The 18,842-nt window shown below is 42.0% G+C and carries 18 protein-coding genes; all 18 read left to right on the forward strand.

What is annotated here, in order from left to right; all coding sequences use genetic code 11:
* Positions 1-109: 109 nt before the first annotated feature.
* The 18 genes from H5203_RS05490 (at position 110) to flhA (ending at position 18,838) form a co-directional block, all read left to right on the forward strand.
* Positions 110-1,222 (forward strand): PAS domain-containing sensor histidine kinase, encoded by a 1,113-nt coding sequence (locus tag H5203_RS05490; protein WP_182819466.1) that lies wholly within the window; start codon positions 110-112, stop codon positions 1,220-1,222.
* Positions 1,219-2,697 (forward strand): sigma-54 dependent transcriptional regulator, encoded by a 1,479-nt coding sequence (locus tag H5203_RS05495; protein ID WP_182731009.1) that lies wholly within the window; start codon positions 1,219-1,221, stop codon positions 2,695-2,697. The genes H5203_RS05490 and H5203_RS05495 overlap by 4 nt, the downstream gene beginning before the upstream one ends.
* Positions 2,698-2,875: 178 nt before the next feature.
* Positions 2,876-3,208: a flagellar hook-basal body complex protein FliE gene (gene fliE, locus H5203_RS05500; protein WP_145239413.1), complete on the forward strand. Its 333-nt coding sequence runs from the start codon at positions 2,876-2,878 to the stop codon at positions 3,206-3,208.
* Positions 3,209-3,228: 20 nt separating this feature from the next.
* Positions 3,229-4,944 carry a flagellar basal-body MS-ring/collar protein FliF gene (fliF, locus tag H5203_RS05505; RefSeq protein ID WP_145239410.1) on the forward strand — a complete coding sequence of 572 codons (1,716 nt, stop codon included), beginning with the start codon at positions 3,229-3,231 and terminating at the stop codon, positions 4,942-4,944.
* Positions 4,937-5,977, forward strand: a complete 1,041-nt coding sequence (gene fliG, locus H5203_RS05510; protein ID WP_145239407.1) for a flagellar motor switch protein FliG — start codon at positions 4,937-4,939, stop codon at positions 5,975-5,977. Before fliF ends, fliG begins: the two co-directional genes overlap by 8 nt.
* Before the next feature lie 3 nt (positions 5,978-5,980).
* Positions 5,981-6,799, forward strand: a complete 819-nt coding sequence (gene fliH, locus H5203_RS05515) for a flagellar assembly protein FliH (protein ID WP_182758310.1) — start codon at positions 5,981-5,983, stop codon at positions 6,797-6,799.
* A gap of 18 nt (positions 6,800-6,817) precedes the next feature.
* Positions 6,818-8,152 carry a flagellar protein export ATPase FliI gene (fliI, locus tag H5203_RS05520; protein WP_145239400.1) on the forward strand — a complete coding sequence of 445 codons (1,335 nt, stop codon included), beginning with the start codon at positions 6,818-6,820 and terminating at the stop codon, positions 8,150-8,152.
* Positions 8,152-8,598, forward strand: coding sequence for a flagellar export protein FliJ (gene fliJ / locus H5203_RS05525; protein WP_145239397.1), 447 nt, complete (start codon positions 8,152-8,154; stop codon positions 8,596-8,598). The genes fliI and fliJ overlap by 1 nt, the downstream gene beginning before the upstream one ends.
* Positions 8,599-8,726: 128 nt before the next feature.
* Positions 8,727-11,120: a flagellar hook-length control protein FliK gene (locus tag H5203_RS05530; RefSeq protein ID WP_182819467.1), complete on the forward strand. Its 2,394-nt coding sequence runs from the start codon at positions 8,727-8,729 to the stop codon at positions 11,118-11,120.
* A gap of 102 nt (positions 11,121-11,222) precedes the next feature.
* Positions 11,223-11,753: a flagellar basal body-associated protein FliL gene (gene fliL / locus H5203_RS05535; RefSeq protein WP_145239392.1), complete on the forward strand. Its 531-nt coding sequence runs from the start codon at positions 11,223-11,225 to the stop codon at positions 11,751-11,753.
* A 9-nt stretch (positions 11,754-11,762) separates the two neighbouring features.
* Positions 11,763-12,854, forward strand: a complete 1,092-nt coding sequence (fliM, locus tag H5203_RS05540; protein WP_145239389.1) for a flagellar motor switch protein FliM — start codon at positions 11,763-11,765, stop codon at positions 12,852-12,854.
* Between the two features lie 22 nt (positions 12,855-12,876).
* Entirely contained in the window at positions 12,877-13,275 is a 399-nt protein-coding gene (gene fliN, locus H5203_RS05545) for a flagellar motor switch protein FliN (RefSeq protein WP_145239385.1), read from the forward strand.
* Positions 13,272-13,655, forward strand: coding sequence for a flagellar biosynthetic protein FliO (gene fliO / locus H5203_RS05550; protein WP_145239382.1), 384 nt, complete (start codon positions 13,272-13,274; stop codon positions 13,653-13,655). Before fliN ends, fliO begins: the two co-directional genes overlap by 4 nt.
* 4 nt (positions 13,656-13,659) lie before the next feature.
* Positions 13,660-14,400 (forward strand): flagellar type III secretion system pore protein FliP, encoded by a 741-nt coding sequence (gene fliP / locus H5203_RS05555; protein ID WP_145239379.1) that lies wholly within the window; start codon positions 13,660-13,662, stop codon positions 14,398-14,400.
* A 43-nt stretch (positions 14,401-14,443) separates the two neighbouring features.
* A complete protein-coding gene (gene fliQ, locus H5203_RS05560) occupies positions 14,444-14,713 on the forward strand; it encodes a flagellar biosynthesis protein FliQ (protein WP_145239376.1) in 270 nt (89 codons plus the stop codon).
* 1 nt (position 14,714) lies between these two features.
* Positions 14,715-15,494 carry a flagellar biosynthetic protein FliR gene (fliR, locus tag H5203_RS05565; RefSeq protein ID WP_145239372.1) on the forward strand — a complete coding sequence of 260 codons (780 nt, stop codon included), beginning with the start codon at positions 14,715-14,717 and terminating at the stop codon, positions 15,492-15,494.
* Between the two features lie 9 nt (positions 15,495-15,503).
* Positions 15,504-16,634, forward strand: coding sequence for a flagellar biosynthesis protein FlhB (flhB, locus tag H5203_RS05570; RefSeq protein ID WP_145239369.1), 1,131 nt, complete (start codon positions 15,504-15,506; stop codon positions 16,632-16,634).
* A gap of 95 nt (positions 16,635-16,729) precedes the next feature.
* Positions 16,730-18,838 carry a flagellar biosynthesis protein FlhA gene (gene flhA / locus H5203_RS05575; protein ID WP_145239366.1) on the forward strand — a complete coding sequence of 703 codons (2,109 nt, stop codon included), beginning with the start codon at positions 16,730-16,732 and terminating at the stop codon, positions 18,836-18,838.
* Positions 18,839-18,842: the final 4 nt, after the last annotated feature.

The following is an 18,842-nucleotide window of genomic DNA, read 5'->3' on the forward strand; positions in this document are numbered from 1 at the left end:
TCATTTTTTTGTCGCGTTATTTATACGCTAAGCAAATGAAATTAATCAATATAATTGTTGGTACAATTTGTGCATTTAGCTAGTTAGATCCTGTAAACGAGAATGCATTATGGCCTTAGCTAATGTCTTAAAACCACAATTTATCACAGCGACCCAGTATAACCCATGCTTACTGCAAGAAGAGTACATTGGTGAGTTAAGTGAATTACGCCAGCAAGCCAGTTGGTTAAGTCATTTAGTAGATACAATGCCTGCGGGTGTTGTGGTGCTTGATGGTCGCGGTTTGATCGCTAAAGCTAATCAAATCGCAACAGACATGTTAGGGGAACCACTCGAAGGTGAAAAGTGGTTCAGTGTGATCCAGCGCTCGTTTCGGCCCCAACAAGATGATGGCCATGAAGTATCGCTAAAAGATGGACGCTTAATTAAGTTAGAAATAACGGCATTAGCGCCAGAGCCAGGGCAATTAATCTTAATGACTGACTTAACCGAAACGCGTCGTCTACAAACACGCGTTGCACATATGCAGCGTTTAAGTGCATTGGGTAAAATGGTGGCATCTTTGGCACATCAAGTGCGAACACCACTGTCTGCTGCGATTTTGTATGCCGCTAATTTAGGTTCAAAGCGGTTACCCGAAAGCTCTCGAGGCAATTTTCATACTAAGTTAATGTCGCGTTTAAAAGATCTCGAAACCCAAGTAAACGATATGTTGTTGTTCGCAAAAAGTGGCGATCAGCAAGTTGTTGAACATGTTTCCATGCAGCAATTATTAACTGAAGTGAAAACTGGCGCTGATGCTATGGTCGCACTTAATAATAGTGAACTTCAGGTCAGTTTACCTGAGCCTGATATCGAGATAATGGGCAATAAAACTGCGCTTGCCAGTGCCACTCAAAACCTTATTCACAATAGTATTCAAGTCATTGGCAGTAATGCACTCGTTCAATTAAGTGCGCAGCGGGATGCGAGTGACCCCGAGCTAGTGTGTATTACTGTAAGTGATAATGGCCCTGGGGTCGATTTAAGCTTACTTGATAAATTATTTGAACCATTTTTTACTACCCGAAGCCAAGGCACAGGTTTAGGCTTAGCGGTGGTTAGTTCAGTCGCAAATGCACACCAAGGACGAGTTGAAGTAACGAACAATGCTCAAGGCGGAGCCTGCTTTAGTTTACTGTTACCTATTTGTACAAAGTCAACATCGGCGGAGGCAATATGAACAACACGATTTTAGTGGTTGAAGATGATGCAGGGCTTCGTGAAGCCTTGATTGATACGCTTGAAATGTCTGGAATAGATTGCGTTGCGGCTGACAGTGCCGAGCAAGCTATGGTGCTACTTAAAAAAGACAGCTTTTCGCTGGTCGTGAGCGATGTGCAAATGGGCGCGATGAGTGGTCTTGATTTACTGCGCAGCATAAATCTTAATTACCCTGATCTACCGGTTTTAATGATGACAGCGTATGCGACTATTGATGATGCTGTTGAGGCTATGCGGTTAGGGGCAATTGACTATATGGCCAAACCGTTTGCGCCCGAAGTGCTACTTAATATGGTAAGCCGCTATCTACCTGAGCCGGAAAAAGAAACTGACGGGCCGATTGTCGCTGATCCGAGTAGTATTCAGCTATTAGAACTTGCAAGTCGGGTTGCTAAATCGGATGCTAGTGTGATGGTGCTTGGTCCTAGTGGCTCAGGTAAAGAAGTACTCGCACGGTTTATCCATGATAAATCAGATCGTGCAGAGCAGCCATTCGTCGCAATAAACTGTGCTGCGATCCCTGAAAATATGCTCGAAGCTACATTATTTGGCTACGAGAAAGGCGCGTTTACTGGTGCGATTCAAGCTTGTCCGGGTAAATTTGAGCAAGCACAAGGTGGCACAATTTTACTTGATGAAATCACTGAGATGGATTTAGGCCTACAAGCTAAGTTATTACGTGTATTACAAGAACGCGAAGTTGAACGTTTAGGTGGTCGCAAAACTATTAAGCTGGATGTGCGTATTTTGGCTACCAGTAACCGTGATTTAAAAGAGGCTGTGGCTAAGCACCAGTTTAGAGAAGATTTATATTATCGATTAAATGTATTTCCGTTGATGTGGCGTCCACTTTGTCAACGTCCAGGCGATATTGTCGTGTTGGCAAAGCATTTAATTGAACGTCATCTCAATAAAAGCAAAGAGCCTATCGCTGTACTTAGCGAACCGGCAGAGAAAAAATTATTAGCTCATACTTGGCCAGGTAATGTGCGTGAACTGGATAATGTGATCCAGCGTGCGCTGATATTACGCCACGGTGATATGATTGACGAAAGTGCTATTTTTATTGAAAATTTAACCCAGACTCCTCTAACTGCGGCTTTATCAGCAAGTTTAGTGCCGGCTAATTCAGCACCAGAAAGCACTACTTCGGCGGTTACAAGTTCACCAACTAATGATGCTTATTATGATCTGCAAGCGCCAGCAATAAAAGCCACAGCACAACGCAATCAGCTGCGTGAAGAATTACCAAGCTTGGATTCGGGAAGTTACAAAGATGAACTTAAAGATAAAGAGCATAGAATTATTTTAGAAACCCTAAATCGTTGTCAAGGCAAGCGTAAAGATGTAGCTGAAACATTAGGGATCAGCCCACGAACATTACGTTATAAATTGGCTCAAATGCGTGATTTGGGGATCACCTTACCTGCTTAAGCCTCTATAATTTTTGTTTTCCTTCACTATTTAATTTACGCTCAGCCTTGCTGGGCGTAAACTTGTCAAAACTCTGACAACTAAAATAAATCTTAAGCTTCTGATATTTATTGGTTTATTAGTTGGCATGCTTTGTGCTTTATTAAGTTATTAGTAAACTGCATCGTCAGAGACAATTATGAAAATTCAAAACAGCGCATTATTTCAAGAAATGCAATCTATGGCTCTCGAAGCTGGTCGTAGTAATCAAGTAAACAAATTACCGACGCAGGCGCAGCCTACTTCGAGCGCCCAATTTGGCGATTTGTTAAGTGATGCACTCAATACAGTGAATGGCCTTCAAGCTGATGCGAAACAAAAAGTCGTAGCGGTTGAAATGGGTGATCGAAATGTGTCATTAGCGGATGCAATGATCGCATCACAAAAATCGTCAGTTGCCTTTGAAGCTACGGTGCAAGTTCGTAACAAACTTGTAGAAGCCTATAAAGAAATCATGAACATGCCTGTTTAACTAGGTAGTGGAGAATTATTGTGGCGCAATCTAATCAATCAACAGATCTTGCTTTGGCCGGCGGCGGTATCGACCAAACTGATAATGACGATCAACAAGAACAAAAGTCAGGCTATTTAAGTGCATTAAACGGCGTTGATGTATTGCGTCAGGTTACTCTAATTATTGCATTAGCGATTTGTTTAGCGATTGCTATTTTTGTGATTATTTGGGCACGTCAACCAGATATGCGTCCACTTGGAAAAATGCCAACGGAAGAGCTAATTCAAACGCTCGACTTTTTAGATGCACAAAAAATTGACTATCAACTTGATGGCAATGTGGTTTCTGTTCCTGAAAATGAATATCAAAATATTAAATTGTTAATGACCCGCGAAGGTATTGAGCAAGCGCCGAACTCGGGTACTGATATTATCATGCAAGATATGGGTTTTGGTGTTAGTCAGCGTTTAGAGCGTGAACGTTTAAAGCATGGTCGTGAACAACAACTAGCGCGTACGATTGAGGAACTACAAAATGTCACGCGTGCTAAAGTATTATTGGCAATACCGAAAGAAAATGTTTTTGCTCGTCGTGAGAAAAAACCATCCGCAACAGTGGTATTAACTTTAAAACGTGGTCGTATGCTCGGTAGTGAAGAAGTGGACGCCATTGTTGATATTATTGGTTCAGCAGTGCAAGGTTTAGAGCCGTCACGAGTAACTGTAACAGACCAAAATGGCCGATTACTTAATTCAGGATCGCAAAGTGCGTTAGCTGCTCGCTCACGCAAAGAATACGATATTGAACGTAAACGTGAACAAGAATATCTAGATAAAATAGATGGTATCTTAATGCCAGTTATTGGTATGGGTAACTACACTGCACAAGTCGATTTAAGTATGGACTTTAGTGCGATTGAAGAAACTCAAAAACGCTACAACCCTGATTTACCGGCGGTACGCAGTGAAACCACCTTTGAAGAAAACAACATCGGCGGGTTAGCTATCGGTATTCCTGGCGCGCTGACAAATCAGCCTCCAACAGATTCAAATATTCCTGAAATTGCCGGTCAAGGTGGTGCAGGCTCTGGTTCATCACCCAGTCGCACTCACAAAGAAGCGACACGTAACTATGAACTTGATACTACTATCTCCCACACACGTCAGCAAAGTGGTGTTATTCGTCGAATTAGTGTGTCTGTGGCAGTCGATTATGTGGCAAAAGTGGGTGAAAATGGTGAAACGACTATGGAGCCTCGCTCAGTTGAAGCACTGTCAAATATTCGTCGTTTACTGCAAGGTGGTGTGGGTTTTGACTTACAGCGTGGTGATGCATTAGAAGTAGTGACAGTACCGTTTGTACGTGAACCGATGGACTTAGCTATTGAAGTGCCACTGTGGGAACAAAACTGGTTTATGAAAGTTGTGCGTTTAGTGCTTGGCGCATTGGTTATTATAGTGTTAATCATGGCGGTGGTTAAACCTATGCTGAAACGCTTGATTTACCCAGATGATACCCTTGAAGAGTATGATGATGATGCGCTTAGTTCTGGTGTAGATATTGGTGATAACACCCTAGATATGCTAAATAAAGATTTTGATTCTGCTTCGGTTGGCTTCTCAAGTGATGGTACACTACAGTTACCAGACCTACATGGCGATGAAGACTTATTAAAAGCTGTTCGTGCCTTAGTAGCAAATGAGCCAGAACTCTCCTCACAAGTTGTGAAAGCGTGGTTAACTGAAGATGACTGATCAAGAACAAAAACAACTGCCAGCAGCGTTTGATGTTGATAAATTAGACGGTGTAGATAAAGCCGCAATTTTATTGCTAAGCTTATCCGAAGAAGATGCAGCGCAAATATTAAAGCACCTTGAACCTAAACAGGTGCAAAAAGTGGGTATGGCAATGGCGGCGATAGATGATCTATCGCAAGCCAAAATCAGTGCCGTGCACAATTTATTTATAGAACAAATACAAAGCTTTAGTACGATTGGCTTCCAATCAGAAGATTTTATCAAAAAAGCGCTTACTGCGGCACTTGGTGAAGATAAAGCGGCAAGCCTGATAGATCAAATTGTTATGGGATCTGGTGCCAAGGGTCTTGATTCATTGAAATGGATGGACTCAAAGCAGGTTGCCAATATTATTCGCAATGAGCATCCGCAAATACAAACTATCGTTTTATCGTATTTGGAGCCTGAGCAATCGGCCGAAATTTTAGCGCAGTTTCCTGAAAAAGTGCGCTTAGATTTAACCATGCGAATCGCCAACCTTGAAGAAGTTCAACCTGCGGCTTTACAAGAGTTGAACGAGATAATGGAAAAACAATTTGCCGGACAAGCTGGTGCGCAAGCTGCAAAAATGGGCGGCTTGAAAGCGGCGGCAGATATAATGAACTATCTCGATACTAATATTGAAGGTCAGTTGATGGATTCTATCCGTGAGCATGACGAAGAGATGTCGCAACAAATCCAAGATTTAATGTTCGTATTTGAAAACTTAATGGATGTTGATGATCGTGGTATTCAAGCTATCTTGCGAGAAGTCCAACAAGATGTACTGATGAAAGCCATCAAAGGTACTGATGATGCATTGAAAGAGAAAATCCTCGGCAATATGTCAAAACGGGCTGCAGAGATGCTTGCTGATGATTTAGAAGCAATGGCACCTGTGCGGATCAGCGAAGTTGAAGCCGCGCAAAAAGAGATCTTATCTACGGCACGTCGTCTCGCTGATTCAGGTGAAATTATGCTTGGTGGTGGTGGTGGTGAGGAGTTCTTGTAAACCATGAGCAAACCTACTCAATATCAAGGTCGTCCTTTACGTGCCAGTGAAGCAGTTGATGAATTATTAGAAAACTGGCCAATTCCAGATGTTACGCAAGACACTCGAAAATTCGATGGTCGTTCAACGGCGTTTGGTACACCGCTGGCCGATTTATATCGTAAAGAGCTTGAAGAAAGTGAACAAGCACTAGAGCCCGAAGAGCCTGAGCTGCCCTCGTTAACGATGGCTGAGCTGGAACGAATTCGTCAAGATGCCTACGAAGAAGGCTTAAAACAAGGCCACGAGCAGGGTTATATTGATGGTTTTGAAAAAGGCGTAGGTGAGGGAAAAGAAGCCGGTTATAAAGAAGGCATTGAGCTTGGTAAAACACAAGGTCAAGAAGAAGTAAAACCACTGATTGAAGAACAGCTAACGGGTCTAAAAGTATTGTTGGATAGTTTGTCAGCGCCATTAGCTAAAGTCGATGATGACGCCGAAAAGCAACTTGTACAGTTAACCGTAATGCTAACCGAAGCGTTAGTTTATCAAGAAATTAAAACCTCCCCTGAAATCATTTTGCAAAGTTTAAAGCAGTGTATCGATGCGTTAGCCAATGAGCAGCAAAGTGTGCGTATTCATTTACATCCTGAAGACATTGAACTGGTTAAAAATAGTTATGGTGAAGCTGCACTAGCTGAAAACCATTGGCAGTTAGTTGCAGAGCCGACTTTAGATCGCGGCGGTTGCCAAGTAAAAACACCTCAGTCATCTATTGATATGACTATAAAAACCCGCGTCAAAGAAACGTTGGATAGTTTTTTGCATAGTAGTGGTATCTAACGCTATTTTTGGTTTGCAATGAGTTCTCAACCACGCCCATTAAGTGAACGTTTACAACAGTATCAAAAACATATTCATAGCCCAACGCCTGCTGTTGCGGGAATTTTAACCCGTGTTGTAGGGTTAACATTAGAGGCAAAAGGATTACGCGCGCCAGTTGGCAGCCAATGTAAAATTGAAACCATGCATGGTTTTGTTGATGCTGAAATTGTTGGTTTTAATGATCAGACGCTTTACTTGATGCCAAATGACCATATTTCTGGTGTACTACCTGGAGCGCGAGTGATCCCACAAGTAAATGATACCGGACTGCCTGTTGGTATGTGTTTACTTGGTCGTGTTGTTGATGGCTTAGGGCGTCCGTTGGATGGGCTTGGAGCTATTAAAGCAGAGCATTACTTAAAATTTGCACAAAATTCAATTAACCCATTATCTCGACGACCAATTACGCAGCCGATGGATGTTGGTGTACGCGCTATTAATTCAGTGATAACTGTTGGCCAAGGCCAGCGCATGGGGCTATTTGCAGGCTCAGGCGTGGGTAAGTCGGTATTACTGGGTATGATGACCCGAGGCTCAGAAGCTGATGTAATAGTTGTTGGTTTAGTGGGGGAGCGTGGCCGCGAAGTAAAAGAATTTATCGAAGAAATACTCGGTGTGGAAGGGCGTAAGCGTTCTGTCGTAGTTGCTGCTCCCGCCGATGCATCGCCATTAATGCGATTAAAAGGTTGTGAAAGTGCGGTAACTATCGCGGAGTACTTTCGCGATCAAGGCTTAAATGTTTTATTGCTACTGGATTCTGTAACGCGTTATGCCATGGCTCAGCGCGAAATAGCGCTTGCGGTTGGTGAACCACCGGCGACTAAAGGTTATCCGCCCTCAGTATTTGCAAAGCTACCCGCGCTGGTGGAACGTGCTGGTAATGGCGGCGAAGGGCAAGGCTCTATCACAGCGTTTTTTACTGTACTGAGTGAAGGGGATGATATGCAAGATCCGATTGCTGATGCGGCGCGAGCCATTTTAGACGGTCATATCGTGTTATCCAGAGAGCTCGCTGACAGTGGTCATTATCCTGCTATTGATATAGAAAAATCGATTTCACGGGTGATGCCACAAGTTGTCTCAGAAGCACACATGCAACAAGCGCGAGTGTTAAAACAAGTGTATTCAATGTTCCAGCAAAATAAAGATATGATTACTTTAGGTGCTTATCAAAAAGGCACCGACCAAATGCTTGATCAGGCCATTAATATGATGCCAAGAGTGAATGCATTTCTACAACAAGGCATGAAAGATGTGATTAGCTATGACGATGGCCTACAAGGGCTTGCGCAATTATTAGGACAAGCATAATGGCAACAAATAAGCTCAATCTATTGCTGAAAATAGAAAATGATAAAGAAGAAACTTTACGGATAAATTATTTACAAGCGCAGCAAAACTTGCAAGGCAATCAACAAAAATTGCAAGGCTTGAATAACTTTCGTTTGGAGTATACTCAGCAATTACATTTAAAAGGAAAGTCTGGTTTAAGTAGTGCAGGGTTTAGTCAATACCATGCTTTTATTGCCAAAATAGAAGAAGCTATTCGTCAACAAGCGAATACCGTCAGTACTGCTAAACAAGTTGTTTCACAACGACAAAGTTTATGGCTGAAACAGCAGATTAAGGCTAAAGCGGTTGCTAAATTAATAGAAAAACAGCAGCTTAAAGCGAATGTAATCGCACAAAAAAATGAACAAAAAATGCTTGATGAATTTTCTGCAAATCAATTTTATCAAAGACGTCGCGCTCTATAGTCATCGCCCAAAACAGCATTATTTATTTATTAAAATTAGCTTAGGCATATTATTTGCTTGTTTAACGTATGAAGTATTTATTCTGGCAAACTGCGGCGGCAAATTGCCACTTTTAATCTAGGTGAATTATGGCTATTAGTGATCTTTCAGTGTTTATCTCAACTGAGCAGGATGTTCAGTTAAATAAAAAAGACAGTGCCAAAGGCAGTGCGGCAACAGGTAAAGAAAGCACCGATAGTGATTTCTTTAGTGAGTTACAAAACGCTAATAATGCTGCAGAAACACCCATGAAAGTTAACTCATCTGGCGCTGTGTCAGCTGCAAGTGAAGCCGAAGTTGCTGCTGAAAAAGCGCAAAAAACGCCCACTGACAGCAGTGATGAGAAAACGATGTCAGGTGATGCTATGTCTGGTGATGCAATGCTTGCTCAGATCACGGCAGCCAACAATATGGACACTCGGGTAAATAATACGCCAACTGTTGCAAATGCCTCATTACTTTCAACGTTGGGTAAATACAGTGAAGAAAAAATAGATCCGAAGCTTATTAAAGTCACTGGACCTCGTCCAATTGATGATGTTACGCCTATTATTGATACAGACACTCCTGCCACTGATGATCCTATTGCACAACTAGTCGATAAACAACTAAAACCAACGCTACTTACTGAAAAAACGGTGCTGGCAGAGGCGATTGATAAACAGCTTCAACTGAAGGGAAACACCCCTCCTGATGATGCTGTGACTCCTATTATTGATGATATTCAAGTGGCAAAAGAGATATCGCAAAATAAAGCGATGACAATGCAGCCAACAAACCAACAAGCTGCAGCTACCTTAAAGAGTGGGGAAGTTGGCAATGAAACAGCTCAAATAAATATTGCTGAAAATACAAGCAAAGGTAAGCCACAAAACAGTGAAGTATTAGCTAAAGGTTTGGACGTAACGCTTGCTCAACAAGTTAAACCACAAGAAAGTGAAGTATTAGTTAAAGATTCGGACACAAGGATTGCTCAGCAAGAAAAACCTCAACAGAGTGCAGCGTTAACTGCAGATGCGCACGCAACTGTAGCTAACGTTACTGCTAACGCCAAACAAGCAACCACAAGTGCTACTGCAGTAGCAATGGACGTTGCTTCAAAGGCAGAACCAGTAGTTAAAGGTGTGGAATCAACCACTACGATTGGCTCTCAAACTGATGTAGCTGAAAAAGCAGCTACACAGGCAAAGCATAGTAACAGTGCTGTATTAGAGCAAATCAGTAAGGTATTGCTTAACTCACCAACTACAGTACAAAAAAATGAACACCCATTGTTGGCGAGCTTAACACCAGAGCAGCAAAAACAGCTACAAAATCAAGTTGATGTCATTCGTCAGCAAGATCCATCACCGGCTAACGTAACTGACTTAAAAAAAATGCTGGCTGAATTTGTAGAGCTTAATAGTAAAGAAGTTGCAAAACCTACCACGGCAGTTGCGACAATGAACACGGCAGAGCTAACCCAACTAAGTAAAGATATTTCGCTGTTGAGTCCTGTACAAAAGCAGGCATTGAGCCAGCAATTACAAAATTTTGTGAGCACTGAGCAGCCTAAGGGGGCTTTATTAACTCAGATCAATACGGCTATTGCAGAATTAGCTCAGCCAGAGAGTATTGAAAAAAAGACTGAGTCAAAAGCTCAATTGACGGTTCAGTCAATGACAGATAATTTAGTAAGCACTACAACAACCAATAGCAACACCGCTAAATCAGATACAAATAAAGTATCTGCGCCACAAGATGCACTTATAAAGGCCGCGAGCAAAGAGCAAGAAGTGAAACTGGCAGTGCAAGATAATGTTCTAAAAAGTGAGCAACTTGCTGAAAATATTAAAGCAGAGCAAAGCCCTGTGCGCGACAACACATTGACACGTGTAAATCAATTGTTTGGCCAGCTCACCGGATTAACCACTGCGGTTACGACAGCCTCGGCTGTAGAAGGGAGTGAGCAAAGCTATCAACAAGCTTTGGCAGATATGCAAGTTATGCATGCCCAGCAAGCGAGCCCTACATCACAGACAAGACAAATAAATCTTGATCCAACTGCGTTACAAGCATTGAATATCATGAAAAGTGATGCAGCCAAATTACTACAAGAACGAGTGAGTGCATTACTAAGTATCAATAATAAAGAAGCTGAAATACGTCTTGATCCGCCAGAAATGGGTAGTATGCAAATTCGTATTCGTAGCGATGCAGAACAAGCTCAAATTAACTTTGTGGTACAAAATCAGCAAGCCAAAGAAGCTCTTGAGCAATCAATGCCGAGATTACGAGAAATGTTAGCACAGCAGGGAATTGAACTGGGTGAAAGCAGTATCCAGCAGGGAAATAGTCAAAGTGATACTGGTGGTGACGGACAACAAAATGGTCGTGGTCAACAGGCAAATCAGCAACAAAATGAAGAGGAAAGTGCATTAACTCAGCAACCAATTCGAGGCTCTGGGCAACAATCTTCATCATCAATAGATTACTATGCCTAACACCTGCTATTATATGAGGTATAAGACTATAAAAATAAATAACTTGATGGTGCGCGGTGACACTCGTAATATCGCTATTATTAAGGCATAAAGGAAAGCAGCATGGCTGAAGAAGCAAACTTAGAAATTGAAGACGGTAGTAAAAGTAAAAAAAAGCTGATTATAATTATTATTGCTGTGGTATTGGTAATTGGTGGTGCAGCTGGCTTTTTCTTGATGTCTGGCTCCGACGCTGCTCCTGAAACACTTGCGGATGAATCTGTTGCATCAGCAACTGAAACTGCAGATGTAAGTGGTAGTGGTGCAAAGGTTGGCAGTGCCTTATATGTTGCGATGCCTCGACCTTTTATTTTTAACGTACCTGGTGCCAGTCGTGATCGCATTGTGCAAATAAAAGTGCAATTACTAGTGCGCGGTGATGTGAATGAAGAAACGGCTAAAAAGCATATTCCACTTATTGAAGGCACATTGCTTGGTGTGTTTTCAACCACCACCGCAGATGAGCTTGGTACTAGCGAAGGCAAAGAAACCCTACGAGTAGCAGCGCTTGATAAAGTACAAGCCGCGTTAACTGATGTAGAGGGTAGTAAAGTAATTGAGCGGGTGTTGTTTACCGGCTTTGTAATGCAATAAGGGGTCAGCGTGAGTGATTTATTATCCCAAGATGAAATCGATGCCCTGTTGCATGGTGTCGATGAAGTCGAAGAGGAGGATCTACAGGACGGTGATGATGGTAGCGGTAATACGTTGCAATACGATTTTTCTTCACAAGATCGTATTGTTCGTGGTCGCATGCCGACTCTGGAGATTGTGAACGAACGATTTGCTCGACACATGCGCATTAGCTTATTTAATATGATGCGCCGTACTGCTGAAGTTTCTATCAATGGCGTACAAATGATAAAGTTTGGTGAGTATATCCACACTTTATTTGTTCCTACCAGTCTTAATATGGTGCGCTTTCGTCCTCTTAAAGGTACTGGGTTAATCACTATGGAAGCACGGTTAGTGTTCATCCTGGTTGATAACTTCTTTGGCGGCGATGGTCGCTATCATGCGAAAATAGAAGGTCGTGAATTTACACCTACTGAGCGCCGTATTGTACAAATGCTATTAAAAATAATCTTTGAAGATTACAAAGAAGCATGGGCGCCGGTAATGGATGTGTCTTTTGAATATCTTGATTCAGAAGTTAATCCGGCAATGGCTAATATCGTCAGTCCCACCGAGGTGGTGGTGATCAGTTCATTCCATATTGAGCTGGATGGCGGTGGCGGGGATTTCCATATCGCATTGCCGTATTCAATGCTTGAACCTATTCGTGAATTACTCGATGCTGGTGTGCAATCAGATACTGAAGATACCGATTTACGTTGGAGCAAAGCCTTACGTGATGAGATTATGGATGTTGAAGTTGGAATATCAACACAACTGCTTGAAGTTGATTTAACCTTAGCGCAAATTATGGAGCTTAAGGCTGGGGATATTATTCCTGTTGAGATGCCAGAGCACATAACGGTGTTTGTCGAAGAGCTGCCAACCTTTAGGGCTAAAATGGGTCGCTCTCGTGATAACGTCGCGCTGCAAATTAGTGAAAAAATTAAACGTCCTGAATCAGTCAAATCAGAGTTGCATGTCTTTACAAAAGGTGGCAAAAAGCTTGATTCAGATGCGGAATTAGCAGAACTAGAAGATGATCTACACCTTTCCGAAGGCGTAGATTTAGACTGGTAAGAGAATAAAAAGGTTTAATAGTATGAGTGATGACCAAGATACAATGGACGAATGGGCGGCTGCTTTAGCCGAAGCCGAAGGGACCGATAGTTCTGATGGTGCCAAAGTAACTGAACTTGACGAGTTAAGTGATGCTAGACATGAAATGAGTGGCGAAGAAAAACGCAAACTCGATACAATTTTAGATATCCCCGTGACTATTTCGATGGAAGTCGGGCGTTCAAAAATTAATATTCGTAACTTACTTCAGCTTAACCAAGGTTCAGTTGTTGAGCTTGATCGTGTTGCCGGTGAGCCATTGGATGTATTAGTTAATGGTACATTGATAGCGCATGGTGAAGTGGTCGTAGTTAATGATAAATTTGGTATCCGCCTGACTGACGTGATCAGCCAAGTTGAACGGATCAAGAAGCTGCGATGAGCAGTTGGCTTTTTTTATCGACTGCAGCAAGCTCAGCGCTGCCTGCAGCGACACCAATGGGCGACTTACTCTCAATGGTAATGTCTTTAATCATGGTGCTAGTACTGATTGTGGTACTGGCATTTTTGGTTAAAAAACTAAACCCCAATTTAGCAAATACCGACGAATTTAAAGTGGTGCGTAGTTTACCGTTAAGTGCGCGAGAGCGATTAATGGTCGTCGAAATTGATAATTGTCAGCACTTACTAGGCGTAACCCCGCACAGTATTAACTACCTGCATAAATTAGAGACTCCATTGACAGAAAAAGAGTTGCCAGCCCTTGCACAACGTTTTGGTAAACTCTTAAACCCACAAACTAACCACATTAAAAAGAATTAATAATATGACTAAGTGGCTGCTTATACTTTTTGCATTAGTTTTTATCCCCACAGTTAACGCCGAAGGCATTGAAGCGTTAAGTATTACGACTAATCCAGACGGTTCACAAGATTACTCTGTAACCTTGCAAGTACTGGCTATTATGACCGCGCTAAGCTTTATACCTGCAGCGGTGATCATGATGACCTCATTTACTCGCATAATCGTAGTACTGGCTATTTTACGCCAAGCAATTGGTTTGCAACAAACACCATCAAATCAAATATTGTTAGGTATGTCGCTATTTCTAAGTATTTTTATAATGACGCCGGTTTATCAAAAAGTGAATCAGCAAGCTATTGAGCCATATTTAAATGAGCAGGTGACCTCGATTCAAGCGCTTGAACTTGCCAAAGAGCCGATGAAGGAATTCATGCTCTCACAGGTGCGCATAAAAGATTTAGAAACCTTCGCTAAAATTGCTGGGTATGATAAGTTAGATTCTCCTGAAGCAACGCCATTAATTGTATTAATCCCCGCATTTATAACCAGCGAATTACAAACTGCATTTATTATTGGTTTTATGTTCTTTATTCCATTTTTGATAGTCGATTTAGTTGTGGCTTCAGTCTTGATGGCCATGGGTATGATGATGCTCTCGCCGATGATTGTGTCTATGCCGTTTAAAATTATGTTGTTTGTACTTGTTGATGGCTGGAGTTTAGTGATGGGGACTTTAGCTAAAAGTTTTGGCTTAGGCACTTGATATGGCAATACAATACTTTGCCTACAAAGGCTAGGGGGGCACCATGGAACCAGAAATCTTCGTCGATATTCTCAGTAATGCATTATTTTTAGTTATTAAATTAGTATCGGCAATTGTGGTACCAGGTTTATTAGTGGGTTTAGTTGTAGCTGTATTTCAGGCCGCAACGTCAATCAATGAACAAACATTAAGCTTTTTGCCGCGGCTATTAATTACTATCAGCGCCTTGATTGTTGGAGGGCATTGGTTAACGCAAGAGTTAATGGATTTTTTTAGTCGAATAGTGTTAATTATTCCTGAAATTGCGGGCTAGTATGGAATTCCCATTTTCGGTTATTATTCAGTGGCTGAGTGATTTTTTGTTACCACTAGTACGGATCAGCTCGATGATTATGATCATGGCGGGGCTGGGTGCTAAAAATGTGCCTACGCGGATCAAGATGGGTCTAGCGGTAATGATTACTTTTTTAGTTGTACCAGTACTTCCGCCTGCGACATTTAATAACTTATTCTCTTTTGAGATGATATTGGTAGTTATTCAACAAATGTTAATCGGTGTTGCGATAGGTTTTGCTTCTGTACTGATGTTGAATACTTTTGTGTTAGCAGGGCAAATATTAGCAATGCAAACTGGCCTTGGTTTCGCCTCTGTTGTTGATCCTTCTAATGGTATGAGTGTGCCTGCTGTTGGGCAGTTTTATTTGATTCTAGCCACGCTATTATTCTTTGTATTTAATGGCCATTTAATGATGATCCAAATGGTAGTGCATAGCTTTGAGGTGCTACCAATCGACGGTAATTGGTGGGCGGTTGATCATTATTGGGACATAGTGACGTGGGGCGGCTGGATGTTTACTACCGCCTTGGTGTTATCTTTGGCGCCTTTAACAGCTATGCTGGTGATTAATATGTCGTTTGGTGTGATGACCCGTGCAGCACCGCAGTTAAACATTTTTTCAATCGGTTTTCCGTTTACCTTGGTTGCAGGTTTAGTCATTATTTGGGCAACCTTAGGTAACTTTGTTACTCAATTTGAATTTCAATGGCTAAAAATGATTGAGTTAATGTGTACTTTAGTTGGTTGTTCCCCATAGGAGAGAGTGATGGCTGAAGATTCAGGTCAAGAAAAAACCGAAGAACCCACGGGGAAAAAAGTAGACGACGCGAAAAAGAAGGGCCAGGTTGCGCGCTCAAAAGAGCTTGGCACCATGTTTGTACTTATTTTTTCAGCGATTTCATTACTTATGTACGGACCTGAGATTGGCAAGGGACTGTATAATATAATGGGTCGCATGCTCAGTTTGAACCGCAATGAAACCTACGATACTACGAAAATGTTTTCTGTGTGGGGAGCGGTGGCCGATGCGCTAGTATTTCCGATGGCGATGTTCGTGTTTATTATTGTGCTGGCGGGTATCATAGGTAATACCTTGTTAGGTGGTTTTAACTTTAGTTGGGAGGCGGCAGCACCCAAAGCCAGTAAAATGTCACCAGCAAAAGGTATAAAGCGGATGTTAGGTCCACAAGCGGGCGTCGAGTTGGTGAAATCGATTTTAAAGTTTGTGGTCGTGGCGGGCTTTGCCATTTTTTTGATCAACACCTTCTTTGATGAAATTCTTCATCTGAGTATTGAAAGTGCGCCGGGCAATATCATTCATGCCTTAGAGATACTCGCATGGATGTTTTTAGGGCTGACCTGCACCTTAACCATTATTGCTGCGATTGATGCGCCATATCAAAGCCATAAACATCACAAAGAATTAAAAATGACTCTACAAGAAGTCAAAGATGAATATAAAAATTCTGAAGGTGATCCGCAAATTAAAGCGCGTATAAGGCAAACGCAAAGACAAATGTCGCAGCGACGCATGATGCAGGATGTGCCAGATGCCGATGTAGTTGTTACCAACCCTACTCATTACTCTGTGGCATTAAAGTACGACACAGAGCGCGCTGGCGCGCCTATATTAGTTGCCAAAGGCGTTGATGAGATGGCGATGCAAATTAGAAAAATAGCCATAGGTAACGAGGTACCCATTGTAGAGTCCCCCATGCTTACTCGAGCACTGTATCATACTGCCGAAGTAGGAGAACAAATCCCTGACCAACTATTTACTGCAGTCGCACAAGTTTTAGCTTATGTATTTCAGCTTAAACGCTTTCAAAAAGGCCGTGGTAAACGCCCTACAAAATTGAATAAAACACTCCCAATTCCAGATGCCTATAAGTATTGATTTGAATAATCAGTATTCTTTTAAGCTCGTAATTAATAACTTGGAATAGTTATTGCAAATTCCGTTTAGTGTCAATTTTTTGAAATTGTAGAATTATGGAATTTAAAGCTGTATTACAACAACTTAATAAAGATAAAAAAGAGTATTTAAAAGGTGTTGGTACACCTTTGCTGGTGCTCGCTGCGCTGGGCATGGTGATTTTACCGTTACCGCCATTTTTACTCGACATTCTTTTCTCGTTTAATATAGCTTTAGCATTAGTGGTGTTGTTAGTGACAGTTTACACCATGAAGCCTGTTGAATTTGGGATGTTTCCCGCAGTACTATTGATTGCAACTATTATGCGTTTGGCACTAAATGTTGCCAGTACCCGGGTGGTGCTGCTTGAAGGCCATAACGGTGGCGATTCCGCAGGTAAAGTAATCGAAGCTTTTGGTTCAGTGGTAATTGGTGGCAACTACGCAGTTGGTTTAGTGGTGTTTTTGATTTTGATCATCATCAACTTTGTGGTAATCACCAAAGGCGCAGGCAGGATCTCTGAGGTATCGGCACGCTTTACCTTAGATGCGATGCCAGGCAAACAAATGGCCATTGATGCCGACTTGAATGCGGGTTTTATTAGTGCAGAGCAAGCACGAGACCGCCGTGAAGAAGTCACCCGTGAAGCGGACTTTTATGGCTCGATGGATGGTGCGAGTAAGTTTGTAAAAGGTGATGCGATTGCTGGTATAGTGATACTGATCATCAATATTGTTGGCGGCTTGTTTGTTGGTATGATCCAGCATGATTTAAGCTTTGGTAACGCAATGGAAGTGTATACCTTACTGACCATTGGTGATGGTCTAGTTGCACAATTACCATCATTACTGTTATCTATTGGCACTGCAATTGTTGTTACTCGTCAAAATGAATCGCTCAATATGGGCGATCAATTTAAGAAACAACTCGGTAACGAAAAATCATTATTTATTGCTTCGGGTATTTTAATCGTGATGGGTTTGGTCCCGGGTATGCCACATTTTGCCTTTTTAAGCCTTGGTGCTTTACTTGGTTATTTAGCGTATTACACCCAGCAAAGTAAGCTCAAAGAAGCGGCTGCTAAGGAAGCAGAAGCTGCCAATGGCGGTGCAACAGGCACTGGTGTTGCTAACAAGCAAGAGCAAAAAGAGCTAGGTTGGGATGATGTACAACAAGTTGATGTAATTGGCCTCGAAGTTGGCTATCGCTTAATTCCATTAGTTGATCAATCACAAGGTGGCGAATTATTAAACCGAATTAAAGGAGTACGTAAAAAGTTATCTCAAGAACTTGGTTTTTTAATTCCACCGGTGCATATTCGCGATAACTTAGAGTTAGACCCAAATGCATACAGAATTACCATGATGGGTGTTTCAAGTGGTGAGGGCGAGCTTAAGCATGGTGATGAGTTGGCTATTAATCCTGGCCAAGTATTTGGTCCAATAAAAGGGATTGCTACTAAAGATCCTGCCTTTGGTCTAGACGCTATTTGGATCAAACCAGATCAAAAAGATGAAGCACAATCACTCGGTTATACCGTGGTTGATGCAGCGACTGTGGTAGCAACGCATATTAGTCAGTTACTAACTAACAGCGCGGCCTTGTTACTCGGCCACGAGGAAGTGCAAAATCTATTAGATATGCTGGCAAAAAGTCATCCTCGTTTAGTTGAAGGGCTAGTGCCAGATATTTTACCACTAACAGCAATTGTTAAAGTATTACAAAATTTATTAAATGAAGGCGTTGCTATTCGCGATATGCGTTCAATTGTACAAACCCTTGTTGAGTATGGCCCTCGAAGCCAAGATCCTGATGTATTAACCGCAGCAGTGCGAATTTCACTGCGCAGATTAATTGTTCAAGACGCGGTTGGAATGTCATCAGAAATCCCTGTCATAACCTTGGCGCCTGAGTTGGAACAGATGTTGCATCAGTCACTACAAAATGCAGGCGACGAAGGTGCCGGAATAGAGCCAGGACTTGCAGAGCGACTTCAACAATCATTAAATGAAGCGCATCAAAACCAAGAAATGGCCGGTGAACCTTCGATATTGCTAACGTCAGGAATGTTACGCACTGTGTTATCTCGTTTTGTTAAGTACACCATTCCAGGATTGCGAGTGATGTCTTATCAAGAGGTACCAGACGAAAGACAGATCAAGATTGTCAGCTCAGTAGGCCAATAATCGG

Origin of the sequence: Pseudoalteromonas sp. SG41-1 (assembly GCF_014164575.1) — a bacterium.
Taxonomy (GTDB): domain Bacteria; phylum Pseudomonadota; class Gammaproteobacteria; order Enterobacterales; family Alteromonadaceae; genus Pseudoalteromonas; species Pseudoalteromonas rhizosphaerae.

What these genes read in the sequence shown, in the direction of transcription:
- H5203_RS05495 (WP_182731009.1), top strand. Translation starts at nt 1,219, where the DNA reads ATGAACAACACGATTTTAGTGGTTGAAGATGATGCAGGGCTTCGTGAA.
- fliO (WP_145239382.1), top strand. Translation starts at nt 13,272, where the DNA reads ATGAGCAGTTGGCTTTTTTTATCGACTGCAGCAAGCTCAGCGCTGCCT.
- fliH (WP_182758310.1), top strand. Translation starts at nt 5,981, where the DNA reads ATGAGCAAACCTACTCAATATCAAGGTCGTCCTTTACGTGCCAGTGAA.
- fliP (WP_145239379.1), top strand. Translation starts at nt 13,660, where the DNA reads ATGACTAAGTGGCTGCTTATACTTTTTGCATTAGTTTTTATCCCCACA.
- fliN (WP_145239385.1), top strand. Translation starts at nt 12,877, where the DNA reads ATGAGTGATGACCAAGATACAATGGACGAATGGGCGGCTGCTTTAGCC.
- fliR (WP_145239372.1), top strand. Translation starts at nt 14,715, where the DNA reads ATGGAATTCCCATTTTCGGTTATTATTCAGTGGCTGAGTGATTTTTTG.
- fliE (WP_145239413.1), top strand. Translation starts at nt 2,876, where the DNA reads ATGAAAATTCAAAACAGCGCATTATTTCAAGAAATGCAATCTATGGCT.
- H5203_RS05490 (WP_182819466.1), top strand. Translation starts at nt 110, where the DNA reads ATGGCCTTAGCTAATGTCTTAAAACCACAATTTATCACAGCGACCCAG.
- H5203_RS05530 (WP_182819467.1), top strand. Translation starts at nt 8,727, where the DNA reads ATGGCTATTAGTGATCTTTCAGTGTTTATCTCAACTGAGCAGGATGTT.
- fliL (WP_145239392.1), top strand. Translation starts at nt 11,223, where the DNA reads ATGGCTGAAGAAGCAAACTTAGAAATTGAAGACGGTAGTAAAAGTAAA.
- fliG (WP_145239407.1), top strand. Translation starts at nt 4,937, where the DNA reads ATGACTGATCAAGAACAAAAACAACTGCCAGCAGCGTTTGATGTTGAT.
- fliJ (WP_145239397.1), top strand. Translation starts at nt 8,152, where the DNA reads ATGGCAACAAATAAGCTCAATCTATTGCTGAAAATAGAAAATGATAAA.
- flhA (WP_145239366.1), top strand. Translation starts at nt 16,730, where the DNA reads ATGGAATTTAAAGCTGTATTACAACAACTTAATAAAGATAAAAAAGAG.
- fliQ (WP_145239376.1), top strand. Translation starts at nt 14,444, where the DNA reads ATGGAACCAGAAATCTTCGTCGATATTCTCAGTAATGCATTATTTTTA.
- fliI (WP_145239400.1), top strand. Translation starts at nt 6,818, where the DNA reads ATGAGTTCTCAACCACGCCCATTAAGTGAACGTTTACAACAGTATCAA.
- flhB (WP_145239369.1), top strand. Translation starts at nt 15,504, where the DNA reads ATGGCTGAAGATTCAGGTCAAGAAAAAACCGAAGAACCCACGGGGAAA.